Raw genomic sequence first — 13,505 nt, forward strand, 5'->3', positions numbered from 1 at the left:
GGACATGAAGAATATGAATAAAGTATGGGCGGTAATAACGCCGACAGCTGGTATAAATTTGCGTTGAACTTAACGTAAGGAGTTAATGGCAATGGCTTTAATAAGGGCGGCAGCGTTAAAAGACATCCCCTCTCTGCAAACGCTTTTTCTGCAGTTGGGCTACCAGACAGACCCTGAGAAACTGACGCGACACATTACTGAAGCAAATAACGGCTTCAACCTGTTAGTGGCGGAAGCAGAGCAGGGCGTATGTGGTGTGATCGTGGTGAACTTTATCACCCCGGTGCATGAGAGTGGCCTGTGGGCATTGATCTCCGCCCTGGTGATCAATGAGTCTACAAGAGGAACAGGCATTGGTCAGAAACTCCTTATCGCCGCTGAGCAGCTCGCCCTGGATAAAGGCTGTACGCAGATTGAGCTTTCAAGCAGTGAAAGAAGAGTCAGGGCGCACAATTTTTATGAAAATAATGGCTATAAGGAGGTCAGGAAGCGCTTCGTCAAGCTTCTTGCTGACCCTCCTTCTGTGTGATTACGGACGATTATGCCCCAAACGCGCCGTCGATGGTGTGCATCGCCCCGGTCACAAACGACGCCTCCGGGCCTGCCAGCCAGGCGACCATGCCCGCTACCTCTTCGGGACGCCCGTGTCGTTTGATGGCCATAAAGCTGTGCATCAGCTCCTTCATCGGGCCGCTCTCCGGATTCGCATCGGTGTCGATGGGGCCGGGCTGTACGACGTTGACCGTAATCCCACGTGGGCCCAGGTCCCGTGCCAGGCCACGCGCCAGCCCCTGCAGGGCGGATTTGCTGACGGCATAAGAGGCCATTCCCGGGACGGGCATACGATCACCATTCACGGAACCGATGACAATAATCCGTCCGCCGTCCGGCATCTGCCGGGCCGCCTCGACCGCAGCATGGTAAGGGGCATGGATGTTGATACGGAACAGACGATCGACGGCATCGCTGTCCTGCTCCAGGGCATCACCGAACAGAGCGATACCCGCGTTAACGATCAGCACATCCAGCGGCCCGCTGTCACGCACCAGCTTTATTACCGCCTCCCGGTCGGCGCTGTCGGTCTGTACTGCCACGCTTCCGGTTTCAGTGGCGAGTTGCGCGGCGGCCTCTGGCGAGCCGGCGTAGCTGAAGATCACCGACGCGCCATCGGAAACAAAGCGCCGTACGATAGCCGCGCCAATCCCACGACTCCCCCCTAAAACCAGTACCGATCTCTTTTGTAATGCAGCCATAATCTGTTCCTCATGATATTGTAGTGATGATTACAATATTCGTCGGCAACGCGTGCCGTCAAGGAGTAATGTAGTGGTCACTACAAAAAATAGCCGTACCCCGGGACGTCCTCGCCGGTTTGATCCTGAGCAGGCCATTGAAACCGCGCAACATCTCTTTCATTCCCGGGGGTATGACGCGGTCAGTATTGCAGACCTGACAAAAGCGTTCGGCATCAATCCGCCCAGTTTCTATGCGGCTTTTGGCAGTAAATTCGGGCTCTATACCCGTGTGCTGGAGCGCTATAACCATACCGGCGCGATCCCCTTTACGGCGCTGTTGCGTCGCGATCGTCCGGTGGCTGACTGTTTGATAGATGTCCTGAACGAGGCGGCAAGACGCTACGTTGCCGATCCAACCGCCGCCGGGTGCCTGGTGCTGGAAGGCACCCATTGCAACGATCCCGAGGCGCGCGAGGCGGCGTGCGATCTGCATACTGCTGCTGAAAATAGTATTCGGGCTTATATCGCCGAACAGCACCCGCAGGACGCCGTCCGGCTGACTGACTTTATCAGCACGCTGATGTCGGGTCTGTCTGCGAAAGCACGGGCGGGGGATAGTCTGGAACGTCTTCAGGAAACCGTGCGGCTGGCAGGGCTGGCCCTGAAGCAGTTACTTCCGCGCTGATGTGGGGAAGATGGCAGGGAACCGCGTTTAACGACCTGCCCGGCACATTTAACGGTTATCCGACATACTGATCTTATTCCCGATCATGTTATTGCAGGAGACCATCATCAGCGGCTTCCTCTCTGTGGCAGTAATGCTGACAACATTGCTGCTCTTAAGCTTTCATGAGCCTGCGCACGCCGCGGACAAGCTGGTTATGGCCGCAGCCTTTTTGCAAAGCGGCACAACCTCCGATCCCGTTGCGCGCGCCCTGCAACGTTTTGCCCAACTCCAGTCTTACCAGGTGATGGTGCGCTCCGTCTCCTCGCAGGATGAAACCAAAGTCATCCGCTATAGCTACCGTAAACCGGGTCATGTGCGGATGGATTTTTCCACTCCGCATGCCGGGGCGGCGCTCATCTATAATCCGGGTAATGGCAAGGTGAAGCTGTGGCCCTTTGGCGTAGGGACGTTCCCGGTTCTGAACCTGTCGCCCACGGATTCATTGATAATGGATGAAAATGGTCATCGGGTGGATCAATCCGACCTTGGCGTGTTGCTGAATAACATTCGGCATCTGCAACAGGGGGGCACAACCACCACCCTCGGGGAGGCGATTGTCGCCGGGAAACCGACGCTGCATTTGTCGGTGGTCGGTCCCGAAGGTAAGACTGTCGATGCGGTTCATCACTATGAGATTTGGTTCGATAAGAAATCCGGATTGCCCATCAAAGTGGTCAGCTATGGACTGGCGGGCAAATTACTGGAAACCGTCCTGATGGAGGCCATGGCGATCAACGTGCGTTTCCCTCCTGATTTCTTCGCACCCTGACGGGAGACGAACGCTATGGCTGACTATCAGTTTTCCACCATCTGGCGGGTTGAGGCTTCTGTCCAGGAGGTATGGGATATTTTGTGTCATCCGGATTTGTGGCCCGAATGGTGGGAAAGCCTGGTGCAGATCGTCGAGTTGAAGAAAGGCGATGTGCGGGGGATTGGTGCTCTGCATCGCTATACATGGAAGGGCGCGCTCCCGTATCACATCACTTTTGATATTCATGTCTTAACTATTCAGCCGCTGTCCCTTCTGGAAGGAGAAGCCAGCGGAGAGGTAGTCGGGCGCGGCGTGTGGTCGTTGTCCGATCACGGGCAAGAGACGATTGTCCGCTATGACTGGGATATTCGCACCAACACCCGCTGGATGAACCTTCTTGCGCCGTTGGCTGGGCCCGTTTTTCGCTGGAACCACCATCAGGTGATGCGCGACGGCGCTAACGGGCTGGCCCGGAGATTAGGCACGCGTGTTGAAGTGTATGCCGGGTGAAAGACCAGTGAACCGTATCCTTCCGGATAAACATCGGCGGGCGAAGTTGCCCGCCAGAAACGACCGACTATGAGCAATAAATTACAGGCCGAATACTGCCTCAATTTCAATTGAGAGGTCGGGTGAGAAGAGGCGGCTGACTTCCACAAGCGAACTGGCAGGCAGGTGATCGCCGTAATTTCGGTATAACACTTTACGTAGCGCGTCGATCTCCGCAAAAGAGGTGATGAATATAGTCACTTTAATCAGGGCGGAAAAATCAGCGCCTTCTGCACTGACGATTTTCCTGATTTGGTTGAATATTTCTTCAGCCTGCTCGGCAATACCTTTATGTTGAGCCGCTGTGCCAAAGGCAGTAAGGCCGGAAATATAAAGCGTATTGCCATGCTTTACTGAATGGACATAAGGCGCCTTTACTTCCCCTAATTCAGGATAATTCCTTCTTATTACATTACTCATGCGGCAGGCCTTCTTAAAAGTGAACAAGCCACCACCTTAGCAGAAAAAAATCGCCAGATTGGAAAGGAAGGTCTAGATTGAATTCAGTTGCCACTGGTATGACCACATAGATAAGGCTCAACGCATGAATTCAATAATAATACCCGTAAATGAAGGCGGATTTCTGGCGGCCACGATATGGGAAAGAAGCGATGCCAAAGCGATGGTGATCCTTCACCCCGCAACGGCGGTTGTGCAGGCGTTTTATAAGGGATTTGCAGAGTACCTTTTTAACAGGGGATTCAGTGTCCTCACGTACGATTACCGTGGCACGGGCCTTTCAAAATCCGGGAAAGTCCGGAGCTACAGCGTCTCAATGTCAGACTGGATCGAGCAGGACGTCGGATGCATCACCGCCTGGGCTAAAGCGCGCTGCCCCGGTCTTAGCCTGCTGGCGGTAGGGCACAGTGTGGGAGGGCACGCCGTTCTGCTTTCGCCAGCTACGCACGCTCTGCAGGCCGCGGTGATAGTGGCCTCACATGCCGGGGTGACAAGCACCATAAAACAGACGACAGAAAAGGTGCGAGTCTGGTGCTTATTGCGCGTTCTGGCCCCGGTTCTTTGCCGACTCTTCGGGTACATGCCTGCCAGGCGTCTTGGGCTGGGCGAGGATTTGCCGGCGCCAGTGATGCTTCAGTGGGGGCGCTGGAGCGCAATGCCGGGCTATTTCTACGACGATCCAGACTGGGATGCACGCCAGCGGGCAAGCGAGATAACCTTACCCGTGCTGGTGATGGGGTTTGATGATGACCCTTGGGCTAACCCTGAAGCCATTACGCGGCTGATGGCGCCAGTGCGAAACGCCAAAATAGAACGCCGCGAGATACGGCGCGCCGATTTCGGTATTCCGGCCATTGGCCATATGGGCTTTTTCCGTACCCGATGTGCGGAGAAATTATGGCCCGTCGTCGGTCAATGGCTGGAGAAACAGTGCCCGGATTGAACGACGCGGGCAGGGGGCTGTTGCTCTGCTACCAGCGTGTCGCCTGCATATCAATCACAAAGCGATACTTAACGTCCCCTTTCAGCATGCGGGCAAAGGCAGCCTCAATATCCTCGCCGCCGATCGTTTCAACCTCGGCGGTAATATTGTGTTTGCCGCAGAAGTTCAACATCTCCTGGGTTTCCTGAATGCTGCCAATCGACGACCCGCTGATGCTTAAACGTCGGAACACCATGGGGGTGATATTCGGGGAGTTGTGTGGCTGGTCCGGAATACCGACCAACACCAGGCGGCCATTGGTTTTCAGCGTTGCCAGATAAGGGTCGAGGTCGTGCGGGGCCGCTACGCAGTCGATGATAAAATCGAGCGAGGTCTGGCAGGCAGCCATTTGCGCGGCATCTCGCGATACCACGACCTGTTTTGCCCCCAGACGTCGGGCATCGTCGCCCTTCCCGGGGGAGGTGGTAAACAGCGTCACTTCCGCCCCCATCGCACTGGCAAGCTTCACGGCCATATGGCCTAATCCACCCAGGCCCACCACACCCACACGATCGCCTGCTTTGACGTTGAAATGGCGCAGCGGCGACCAGACAGTCACGCCTGCACATAACAGCGGTGCAACTCCGGCAAGGGAGAGGTTTTGCGGTACAGAAACAACAAAATGTTGATCGACAATGATGCTCTGGGCATAGCCGCCCCGGGTTCTGTCGCCGGTATATTTATCAATGCCATTGTAGGTTGCCGTAAACCCCACCTCACAGTACTGCTCTTCGTGGTGTTTGCAGAAATGGCACTCGCGGCAGGAGTCGACCATTACCCCCACACCGACGATATCACCGGGTTTAAAATGGCTGGCTTCGTCTCCAGTCTCCACCACGCGTCCGACGATTTCATGTCCCGGTACCAGGGGGTACTCACTTACCGCCCATTCGTTACGCGCCATATGGAGATCGGAGTGGCACACGCCGCAATAGAGGATCTCGATTTTGACATCCTGCTTTTGTAAGGCGCGCAGCGAAACCTGGCCTGATACTAAAGGTTGTGCCGCGTCATGTGCGACTAAAGCGTTGATTTTCATCTTACCTCAGGAATGTGCTGGTGTTGGTTAACTCAAGGGGGCAGACTATAGTCAACAGGGTTCCATATTGATAGTAGTTACCATTTGGTGACCATAAGCAGAGGGAAGAACAATGCCAGCCTGGGTTGAGGGTAAACTCTTTTTCTATGCGGACTCGCCGCCGCGCCGCCTGATGGATCTCTTTTCTGTGAAATGGAGCACGATGGTGCTGCACGCGCTGTACCACTGGCCGGATGAACGTGCCCGCACGGGTGAGTTACAGCGCAGCCTGCAGGGGATTTCGAAGAAAATGCTGTTCCAGACGCTGAAAGAGCTGGAGCAGCGAGGGTTGATCGCCCGCCATGTGTATGACGTAATCCCCCCCAAAGTCGATTACCGTCTGACCCCACTTGGCAGAACCTTTGCCGAACCCATTGAGCAAATGTACCAGTGGGGGTTAGAAAATCAGTTCGCGCTGGATGAAATGGAAGCCTGTTATCAGGCGGCGACGTCCAGCTGACTGCTTTGCAACAGCGGCCTGCCGCCTGGTGGGCTTCGCACATTCCAGCGCATCGTTGAAACGCGCTCATTCACTAAGGCCGCTGCACACCTGGGGTTGCCACGCTCTACTGTCAGTAAAGCGCTCAAGGATCTTGAAGCGCACCTTGGCATCAAGCTGATACAGCGCACGACGCGATCGGTTACCTTAACGATCGAAGGCGCTGAGTATTACCAGAGAATCAGCAGGCTTGTCGCCAGGCTGGATGAGACTGAAACTGCCATGCGGGACAGGGGCGCTGCGGCTAAAGGAAGGCTGCGAATCGATCTTCACTCTTCACTCGCCAACTTTGTGTTGCTCCCCATTCTCGACGAGTTTCGGGAACGCCATCCTCATATCCAGCTCGCGCTGGGGATCGGCGACCGGCCAGTAAACCTTATTGAAGAGGGAGTAGACTGCGTTATTCGCGCGGGCGAGCTGGCGGATTCGTCTCTGATTGGCCGAACCTTATATAAAGATCGCTTAGTGACCTGCGCAAGCCCTGACTATCTTGAAAAGTTTGGTGTACCCAGGCGTGTCGCTGACCTTGAAAACGGGCACAGGGTGGTGGGTTACTTCAGCGCCGCGACAGGAGAAGCCTGGCCTCTTCGTTTCCGGAACCGGGGCGGTGAAAAGCAGGTGCTTAACTTCGATATCGCCACGAATGACAGTGCTGCGCTGATCAATATGCTTGTGCGCGGCATGGGAGTAGGGCAAACACACGCTTCTGTAGCAAAAAGCTTTCTTCAGTCAGGGCAGCTCGTTCCCCTTCTTGAAGACGCGACCCATACACGATTTCCTGTATCAATAATTTATCCGCCAACGAAGCAGTTGAATGCGCGTCTCCGGCTCTTCATTGACTGGATGGTAGAGAGACTTTCCGGGCATCACGCCTGAAAAGCGTATCCGGCAACCATACCCCCCATAAAAAAAGCCGCGAGCGGTTTCCCACTCACGGCGACAGGTTCAGTGATGATCTGTTCTGGCGATCAGGCTGCTTTAACGGCTCTGATTTTTTTACTGCCAGCGGTATCTGCATCTGACTCTGTTTTATCTGTTGCAGGTGCGGCATTCAGCTCAGGAAGCTTGCTGGTACGCAGAATATGTTGCACGGCCTCTTTCTGCTCGGCCAGATATAGCCCAAGATTCTCAGCCTGGGTTTCATCCATCTGCATTTCGCTTTGCAACAGCCAGTCGGTGAACGCTTCTGCCAGGTCGAGCAGTTTGTCGTGAGCGTCAGCCTCTTTCTTACTGGCAAATGTCATTTTCTCTTCACCTTTTCTTACGACAACAAATTTTGTTTCAACAGCCATTATGCGCCCTCCGTACTGTAATTATATACAGTATAACAGCTCCGGGTTTTTGTTGCAGCAAAAAATGACATCGTTAGGTAGAAGGTGAGGAGACCGCTTGGGTTGGCATTCCTTTACAAATTGCCGCTTGCCCGCAGGCGCGCCGCTCACTATTCTCATTGCCCATGAATATCCTGACGGGTCCGGCTCATCAAAAAAACAGGCAACTGAAAGCCATCGTGCTTCTGGTGGTTGCCTGTTTTGTCATGCTGATCTGCCTGACTCAGCGGGCGAGTATCCTGCATAACATGCAGGTGAAAGCCGCCGCGCTCTCCCTGAGCGCTGAAAACAGCGTGCAGGAGCGCGTGTCGCCCGCCTTGTCCCCCTGTGAGCTCAGCGCCCACTCGCTGCTGAACGCCCAACCCCTCCATTTCGATACGCTTCTGCTGTTACCCGGTCTGCTGGTTCTGGTGTTAGCGGTGCTGATCAAAATCAGCGTCCTGCCGAGACCGGTGATCCTTTTTCGACCGCCTTTACTTCGAATACACCTCAAAAACTGCGTTTTCCGTGAATGACTGAACTGGACGTTCCTGTTTAGTTAATTTTTTACGGAGAAAATAGATGAAAACCTTTTTCAGGAGCCTGTGGTTCCTGTTATTCAGCCTGTCTGCGGCCTCAGCTGCGGTACCGGGCTGGTCGATGAAGCCTGAAAATTCCCATGCTCAGGTTCACGTCTGGCATGATGCGCCCGCAGAGGGGAAAGTTCGTCTGCTGCTGGACGTGACCCCTAATGAAGGGTGGAAAACCTACTGGCGTACCCCCGGTGACGGCGGCTTTCGGCCGGTGATTGCGTGGGAGCCGCAGGCCAAAACGCAGTGGCACTGGCCCCGGCCTGTCCGCTTTGATTCTGCTGGCTTCAGTTCAGTTGGCTACGATCGCCGCGTTGTGTTTCCGCTCGACGTGGCCACCGATGAGCGGCAGCGATTGCGCGGGAAACTGACGCTTTCGCTGTGCAGCACGCTCTGCGTGGTCAATACCTTCCCGCTGGATATCAACCTGGCCACCGGTCCGTCAGCGCAGTTTGCTGATGCCTGGGACAACGCAATGCGCGCGGTTCCGCCAGATAACGGTCCTGTGGCGGTTAAATCCGTCGCCGCTGACAATGACACGCTGACCGTCAAACTGACCTCCCCGGAAGGCTGGTCCCAGCCCGATCTCTTTCCTGACAACCCGACGGGGGTGAATCTGTCGCCGCCGCAGACAGCGATCCTCGGTGACACGCTGACCGCCCGGTTTAACGTCAGCGATAGCCAGGGCAAACCGCTGGAGGCCTCCGGGTTGCAGCCGCTCTCTCTGCTGGTCAGCGATGGTGCGCAGAGCCAGCAACTCAGGATTGATATCAGTTCGTCCACCACGCTGTGGCAGATCATGGCTGTGGCGTTAGCGGGTGGCCTTATCCTCAACCTGATGCCCTGTGTTCTGCCTGTCCTCGGGATAAAACTCGCTTCGCTGATGACCCTGGCAGAAAGCAGCCGCCGTAAGACGCGGGTGCGTTTCCTGGCAACGGCGGCCGGGATAATGTTCTCGTTTCTGGTGCTGGCGGCGGTCATTACCGGCCTGCGGTTATCCGGGGCCTGGATTGGCTGGGGGTTTCAGTTCCAGAGCCCCTGGTTCATCGCCGCTATGGTGCTGGTGACCTGGATTTTTTGTTTCAGCCTCGCCGGCCTGCTTGAAATTCGCCTGCCTTCCACTCTGTCCACCCGGCTGGCTACCGCCGGTGGCAACGGTATCGGCGGGAGTTTTCTGGAAGGCGCCTTTGCGACCCTGCTTGCCACGCCCTGTACGGCGCCATTCCTTGGTACTGCCGTCACCTTCGCGTTAGCGGCACCGGTGCATCAGCTGTGGCTTATCTTCCTGGTGCTGGGGCTTGGGATGAGTCTTCCCTGGCTGGCGATCAGCATTGTTCCCGGCGTGGCGCGCTGGCTGCCTAAACCCGGCCCCTGGATGGGAAAACTGCGTCTGGGGCTGGTGCTCCTGATGCTGGGCTCCTGTATCTGGCTGATGTCGCTGTTGGTAAAGGAGTGGGGCGCACGCTATGTGCTGATCGGCGGCGGCCTGATGGTGGCGTTTTTCCTTTTCCGTTGCGCGAAGGCCATGCCGAACCACAAAGAAAATCTGCGCAGTCTGGTGTTTGGCGTGCTGTTTGGCGCGGGGCTGTATGCTTTTCTGGCTCCCCAGCCCCAGGGGAAGGACGACTCCCCCCTGAACTGGCAACCGCTCAGCGAAGCGGCGCTCAGTGAGGCGCTGAATGCCAGAAAGCGCGTGCTGGTGGATATCACCGCCGACTGGTGCCTTAACTGCCGGGTGAACGAAGTGCTGGTTCTTCATCGCCCTGAGGTGATCGCTGCCTTAAACCGCGACGACGTTGTATTGCTGCAGGGAAACTGGAGTCAGCCTTCTGCTGAAATCGAGCGATTCCTGCGCCGCTACGGCGCCAGTGGCATTCCTTTTAACGCTGTTTTTGGCCCTGCAATTCCGCAGGGGCACGTGCTGCCATCCCTACTTAGTAAAGACGCGCTGCTGACCACCCTGATGAGTGCGAATGCAGCCACATCACCTGATTTCACTGAGGAAAAACAATGAACAAGATCCTGACCCTGTTAATTTTACTGATAAGCGCCACCACGCAGGCGCAGACCACTGACTTACCTGAAGCAGTTAAACAAGTGCAGAAGCAGGGCATTGAAATTATTAAGCCGTTCAGCGCCCCCGGTGGCGTGGAAGGCTGGTTGGGTAAATATCAGGACATGGGCGTCACGCTTTATCTTACCCCGGATAAAAAGCATGTGATTTCAGGCTATATGTATGATGCCGAGGGAAATAACCTGAGCGAAAAAATCATTAATGATGAGATTTATATTCCCGCCGGGCGCGAGATGTGGAAGCAGCTTACCGCCGCGCCAGGGATCGCAGAAGGCAGCCCGGATGCGAAGTGCCAGGTGGTGGTATTTGCCGATCCCTTCTGCCCCTACTGCAATAAGTTCTGGCACCAGGCCCAGCCTTTTATCAAAGATAAAAGCATCAACACCAAAACCTTGCTGGTTGGCGTGATCCGCCCGGACAGCGCCCAGTATGCAGCGGCAATTCTCTCCGCGAAGGATCCGGCTAAAGTCTGGTATGACCTGGAAAGCAGCGACGGAAAAACCAAACCTGCGCTGCAGGGCGACACTCCGCCTGCGGTGTTTAAGCAGATCCAGCACAATCAGCAACTGATGGAAAAACTCGGTGCCAGCGGCACGCCTGCCATTTATTACCTGAATAAGGCGCAAGTCCTGCAACAAATCATCGGCATGCCTGATGCTGAGCAAATGGCCGATCTGGTGGCCTGTAAATAAGCCACTCTGGCCATATGTCCTGTCCGCGCCAGAAGAAAGGTTGCGGACAGGACCTTGATTTATCCATCGATTCATGAATACTGTATAGATATACAGTTAAATGGATTTGATATTATGCAACTCATCCTTTCGCGCGTTATCGCGCCAGTCAAAGCGCGCCAATAATCATGTTTGCGCTGGTAGACGTGAATAGCTTCTATGCCTCCTGCGAAACCGTGTTTCGCCCGGATCTGAAGGGGCGCCCGGTGGTGGTGCTGTCGAACAACGATGGCTGCGTCATCGCCCGCAGCGCCGAAGCGAAAGGGCTGGTGACGATGGGGGCACCCTATTTCAAGCAGAGAGAGATTTTTCGCCGCCACGGGATTGTCACCTTCAGCAGTAATTACGAACTGTACGCCGATATGAGCCACCGGGTGATGACCACCCTGGAAGAGATCACCCCGGGGGTTGAGATCTACTCCATTGATGAGGCCTTTTGCGATCTCACCGGCGTCAGCAATTGCCTCAATCTGGAGGCCTTTGGCCGTGAAATTCGACAAACGCTGCTGCAACGTACGCACCTGACCGTCGGGGTGGGTATTGCCCCCACCAAAACTCTCGCCAAGCTGGCGAATTTCGCGGCCAAGAAATGGCAGCGGCAGACCGGCGGTGTGCTCGATCTCTCCAGCGTCGAGCGGCAGCGTAAGCTGATGGCGGCGCTGCCCGTCGAGGAGGTATGGGGCGTTGGGCGGCGGTTGAGTAAAAGGCTGGATGCCATGGGGATTAAAACCGTGCTGGATCTGGCCGATACCCACACCGCCGTGATCCGCAAGCATTTCAGCGTGGTGCTGGAGCGCACCGTGCGGGAATTGCGCGGCGAGTCCTGCCTGGGGTTTGAAGAGTTTGCCCCGCACAAGCAGGAGATTATCTGCTCCCGTTCTTTCGGCGAGAAGGTCTCAGAGTACGAGGCGATGCGCCAGGCCATCTGCAGCTATGCCGCCCGCGCCGCTGAGAAACTGCGGGCCGAGCACCAGTACTGCCGGTTTATCTCCGCCTTTGTGAAGACCTCGCCGTTCGCGCTGAACGAGCCTTACTATGGCAACAGCGCCTCGATTAAGCTCCTGACGCCCACCGAAGACAGCCGGGATATTATTAACGCGGCGACTCGCTGTCTGGACGCCATCTGGAAAGAGGGGCTGCGCTATCAGAAAGCCGGGGTCATGCTGGGGGATTTCTTTAGTCTTGGCGTCGCGCAGCTTAATCTGTTTGATGAAAATCCTCCCCGACGCAACAGCGCAGAGCTGATGGCGATTATTGACGAACTTAATAAAAAAGAAGGGCGTGGAACTCTCTGGTTTGCGGGGCAGGGGATTGAACAGCAATGGCAAATGAAAAGAGAGATGTTATCTCCGCGATATACCACGCGTTTTTCTGATTTATTACGGGTGAGATAAATCCTTATCCCGAAAATAGTCTGCTTATAAAAAAGAAATATAGGTGAAAAGAAAGTTTTTTATACGATATATCCCTGATCGATTAATAATTACTGTATGGTGGTGTTTCTATTCACTTGCCCGGAGGGGCTATTCCCAACCTAAAATTTGAGTGCCCGGTTTGCACAAGTACGCGATTTCGTTTTACCACGTTTAGCCCAGCGCAAACCCAACCTCATGGTGCTGTTTGTTCCGTCTGTGGAACCCGACTCACCCCTCACTCATGCCTGCCACTCCCGAAAAGGAGACGCTGGCCAAAACAGGTTGTTTAAGTGTAATGCGGGGGCCCGTCCTGGGCCCTCCTGGATTATTTTTTACCGCTTCGCTTACGGCACTTTTATATTAATTGAGTGTTAGTAAATTCCAGTAAATAATAGTAACAAGTCATCCGCTTTATTTTACGCGTCGCTGATCTTATCAATTAATTCTGGCCCCTGGTTTTTTACATTCCCCACTGCCCGGCTAACGGCAGGCCATTGAAACGGGTCTGCGACCATCCTCGCATTTTCATCTCAGGCTATCTTTACTTGCTTACGTCACGAATTTAACCTGTTTGCACAATTTGGCATGCAGCTGAATTTTATGGAAAGGATAACCATTCATCACATTTACACGTACTGGTGGTGTCATTTAAGGAGCTATGAAGATGAAATGTCCTGTTTGCGGTGGCGCGGAGCTTCAACACGAAAGCCGCGATATTGCGTATGAATACAAAGGCCAGAAAACGATCTTTCATGCCGTTAAAGGGCAGTTTTGCGATGCGTGCGATGAGATTATTTTTAGCAATGGGGAAGGGGACGAGTACTTTGCCGCCATTCTGGCGTTTAACCGTAAGGTAAACGCTGAAGAGGTCGATCCAACCTTCATCGCAAACGTGCGTAAACGCCTGAATCTGGACCAACGTCAGGCAGCCGAAATTTTTGGCGGCGGAGTCAATGCTTTTAGTCGCTATGAAACGGGGCGTGTCGCGCCGCCACGGCCATTAGTGTTGTTGTTTAAAGCGCTGGATAAACATCCTGAACTTCTGGACGAACTGAAGCAGGCTTAACCGGTCAACCTGGCCAGAAAAGATGCTCAGATAATCCAG

The 13,505-nt window shown here is 54.8% G+C and carries 16 protein-coding genes and 1 pseudogene; 12 read left to right on the plus strand and 5 right to left on the minus strand.

From position 1 onward, the window contains the following. The first annotated feature begins 91 nt into the window (after positions 1-91). A complete protein-coding gene (locus LG383_RS07240; RefSeq protein WP_225759514.1) occupies positions 92-529 on the plus strand; it encodes a GNAT family N-acetyltransferase in 438 nt (145 codons plus the stop codon). 10 nt (positions 530-539) lie between these two features. On the opposite strand, the gene bdcA is transcribed toward LG383_RS07240, so the two are convergent. Beyond that, positions 540-1,253, minus strand: coding sequence for an SDR family oxidoreductase (gene bdcA, locus LG383_RS07245; protein ID WP_225758674.1), 714 nt, complete (start codon positions 1,251-1,253; stop codon positions 540-542). 73 nt (positions 1,254-1,326) lie between these two features. On the opposite strand from bdcA, the gene LG383_RS07250 reads away from it, so the two are divergent. The 3 genes from LG383_RS07250 (at position 1,327) to LG383_RS07260 (ending at position 3,223) form a co-directional block, all read left to right on the plus strand. Then, complete coding sequence (locus LG383_RS07250; RefSeq protein ID WP_225758675.1) at positions 1,327-1,920, plus strand: TetR/AcrR family transcriptional regulator; 594 nt, start codon at positions 1,327-1,329, stop codon at positions 1,918-1,920. A 91-nt stretch (positions 1,921-2,011) separates the two neighbouring features. Beyond that, entirely contained in the window at positions 2,012-2,731 is a 720-nt protein-coding gene (locus LG383_RS07255; RefSeq protein WP_225758676.1) for a DUF1571 domain-containing protein, read from the plus strand. A 15-nt stretch (positions 2,732-2,746) separates the two neighbouring features. After that, positions 2,747-3,223, plus strand: coding sequence for an SRPBCC family protein (locus tag LG383_RS07260; RefSeq protein WP_106993037.1), 477 nt, complete (start codon positions 2,747-2,749; stop codon positions 3,221-3,223). A gap of 81 nt (positions 3,224-3,304) precedes the next feature. On the opposite strand, the gene LG383_RS07265 is transcribed toward LG383_RS07260, so the two are convergent. Beyond that, positions 3,305-3,682, minus strand: a complete 378-nt coding sequence (locus LG383_RS07265; protein WP_225758677.1) for a RidA family protein — start codon at positions 3,680-3,682, stop codon at positions 3,305-3,307. A 124-nt stretch (positions 3,683-3,806) separates the two neighbouring features. Here LG383_RS07265 and LG383_RS07270 point away from each other — a divergent pair, with 124 nt between their 5' ends. Further along, positions 3,807-4,664 (plus strand): alpha/beta fold hydrolase, encoded by an 858-nt coding sequence (locus LG383_RS07270; protein ID WP_225758678.1) that lies wholly within the window; start codon positions 3,807-3,809, stop codon positions 4,662-4,664. A gap of 28 nt (positions 4,665-4,692) precedes the next feature. Here LG383_RS07270 and LG383_RS07275 read toward each other — a convergent pair whose 3' ends face one another. Further along, positions 4,693-5,742 carry an NAD(P)-dependent alcohol dehydrogenase gene (locus LG383_RS07275; RefSeq protein WP_225758679.1) on the minus strand — a complete coding sequence of 350 codons (1,050 nt, stop codon included), beginning with the start codon at positions 5,740-5,742 and terminating at the stop codon, positions 4,693-4,695. 112 nt (positions 5,743-5,854) lie between these two features. Here LG383_RS07275 and LG383_RS07280 point away from each other — a divergent pair, with 112 nt between their 5' ends. Continuing rightward, positions 5,855-6,241 carry a helix-turn-helix domain-containing protein gene (locus LG383_RS07280; protein WP_225758680.1) on the plus strand — a complete coding sequence of 129 codons (387 nt, stop codon included), beginning with the start codon at positions 5,855-5,857 and terminating at the stop codon, positions 6,239-6,241. A gap of 18 nt (positions 6,242-6,259) precedes the next feature. Next, positions 6,260-7,156 carry a LysR family transcriptional regulator gene (locus tag LG383_RS07285; protein ID WP_225759515.1) on the plus strand — a complete coding sequence of 299 codons (897 nt, stop codon included), beginning with the start codon at positions 6,260-6,262 and terminating at the stop codon, positions 7,154-7,156. A gap of 92 nt (positions 7,157-7,248) precedes the next feature. Here LG383_RS07285 and LG383_RS07290 read toward each other — a convergent pair whose 3' ends face one another. Next, a complete protein-coding gene (locus tag LG383_RS07290; RefSeq protein ID WP_166182577.1) occupies positions 7,249-7,572 on the minus strand; it encodes a YebG family protein in 324 nt (107 codons plus the stop codon). A 218-nt stretch (positions 7,573-7,790) separates the two neighbouring features. Between LG383_RS07290 and LG383_RS07295 the strand changes: the two genes are divergently transcribed. The 4 genes from LG383_RS07295 to LG383_RS07310 all read left to right on the plus strand — a co-directional run bounded on the left by LG383_RS07295 (position 7,791) and on the right by LG383_RS07310 (position 12,379). Then, positions 7,791-8,126: a copper-binding protein gene (locus LG383_RS07295; protein ID WP_225758681.1), complete on the plus strand. Its 336-nt coding sequence runs from the start codon at positions 7,791-7,793 to the stop codon at positions 8,124-8,126. A gap of 46 nt (positions 8,127-8,172) precedes the next feature. Further along, positions 8,173-10,194, plus strand: coding sequence for a protein-disulfide reductase DsbD (locus tag LG383_RS07300; RefSeq protein WP_225758682.1), 2,022 nt, complete (start codon positions 8,173-8,175; stop codon positions 10,192-10,194). Next, positions 10,191-10,946 (plus strand): thiol:disulfide interchange protein DsbG, encoded by a 756-nt coding sequence (dsbG, locus tag LG383_RS07305; RefSeq protein WP_225758683.1) that lies wholly within the window; start codon positions 10,191-10,193, stop codon positions 10,944-10,946. The genes LG383_RS07300 and dsbG overlap by 4 nt, the downstream gene beginning before the upstream one ends. Positions 10,947-11,113: 167 nt before the next feature. Next, a complete protein-coding gene (locus LG383_RS07310; protein WP_225758684.1) occupies positions 11,114-12,379 on the plus strand; it encodes a Y-family DNA polymerase in 1,266 nt (421 codons plus the stop codon). Between the two features lie 437 nt (positions 12,380-12,816). Here LG383_RS07310 and LG383_RS07315 read toward each other — a convergent pair. Further along, positions 12,817-12,909: pseudogene (locus LG383_RS07315) on the minus strand (SOS response-associated peptidase); the annotation flags it as partial. 155 nt (positions 12,910-13,064) lie between these two features. Here LG383_RS07315 and LG383_RS07320 point away from each other — a divergent pair. Then, the gene (locus LG383_RS07320; protein ID WP_106993028.1) at positions 13,065-13,466 is read left to right on the plus strand and encodes a type II TA system antitoxin MqsA family protein; all 402 of its coding nucleotides are present in this window, start codon (positions 13,065-13,067) and stop codon (positions 13,464-13,466) included. The last annotated feature ends 39 nt before the right edge of the window (positions 13,467-13,505 follow it).

It is taken from the genome of Leclercia sp. Marseille-Q4284, assembly GCF_916618945.1.
GTDB lineage: Bacteria > Pseudomonadota > Gammaproteobacteria > Enterobacterales > Enterobacteriaceae > Enterobacter > Enterobacter tamurae.

Excerpts from the sequence above, each read along its gene's own strand:
- LG383_RS07240 (WP_225759514.1), top strand. The coding sequence starts at position 92 with ATGGCTTTAATAAGGGCGGCAGCGTTAAAAGACATCCCCTCTCTGCAA.
- bdcA (WP_225758674.1), bottom strand. The coding sequence starts at position 1,253 with ATGGCTGCATTACAAAAGAGATCGGTACTGGTTTTAGGGGGGAGTCGT.
- LG383_RS07260 (WP_106993037.1), top strand. The coding sequence starts at position 2,747 with ATGGCTGACTATCAGTTTTCCACCATCTGGCGGGTTGAGGCTTCTGTC.
- LG383_RS07265 (WP_225758677.1), bottom strand. The coding sequence starts at position 3,682 with ATGAGTAATGTAATAAGAAGGAATTATCCTGAATTAGGGGAAGTAAAG.
- LG383_RS07270 (WP_225758678.1), top strand. The coding sequence starts at position 3,807 with ATGAATTCAATAATAATACCCGTAAATGAAGGCGGATTTCTGGCGGCC.
- LG383_RS07275 (WP_225758679.1), bottom strand. The coding sequence starts at position 5,742 with ATGAAAATCAACGCTTTAGTCGCACATGACGCGGCACAACCTTTAGTA.
- LG383_RS07280 (WP_225758680.1), top strand. The coding sequence starts at position 5,855 with ATGCCAGCCTGGGTTGAGGGTAAACTCTTTTTCTATGCGGACTCGCCG.
- LG383_RS07290 (WP_166182577.1), bottom strand. The coding sequence starts at position 7,572 with ATGGCTGTTGAAACAAAATTTGTTGTCGTAAGAAAAGGTGAAGAGAAA.
- LG383_RS07300 (WP_225758682.1), top strand. The coding sequence starts at position 8,173 with ATGAAAACCTTTTTCAGGAGCCTGTGGTTCCTGTTATTCAGCCTGTCT.
- dsbG (WP_225758683.1), top strand. The coding sequence starts at position 10,191 with ATGAACAAGATCCTGACCCTGTTAATTTTACTGATAAGCGCCACCACG.
- LG383_RS07310 (WP_225758684.1), top strand. The coding sequence starts at position 11,114 with ATGTTTGCGCTGGTAGACGTGAATAGCTTCTATGCCTCCTGCGAAACC.
- LG383_RS07320 (WP_106993028.1), top strand. The coding sequence starts at position 13,065 with ATGAAATGTCCTGTTTGCGGTGGCGCGGAGCTTCAACACGAAAGCCGC.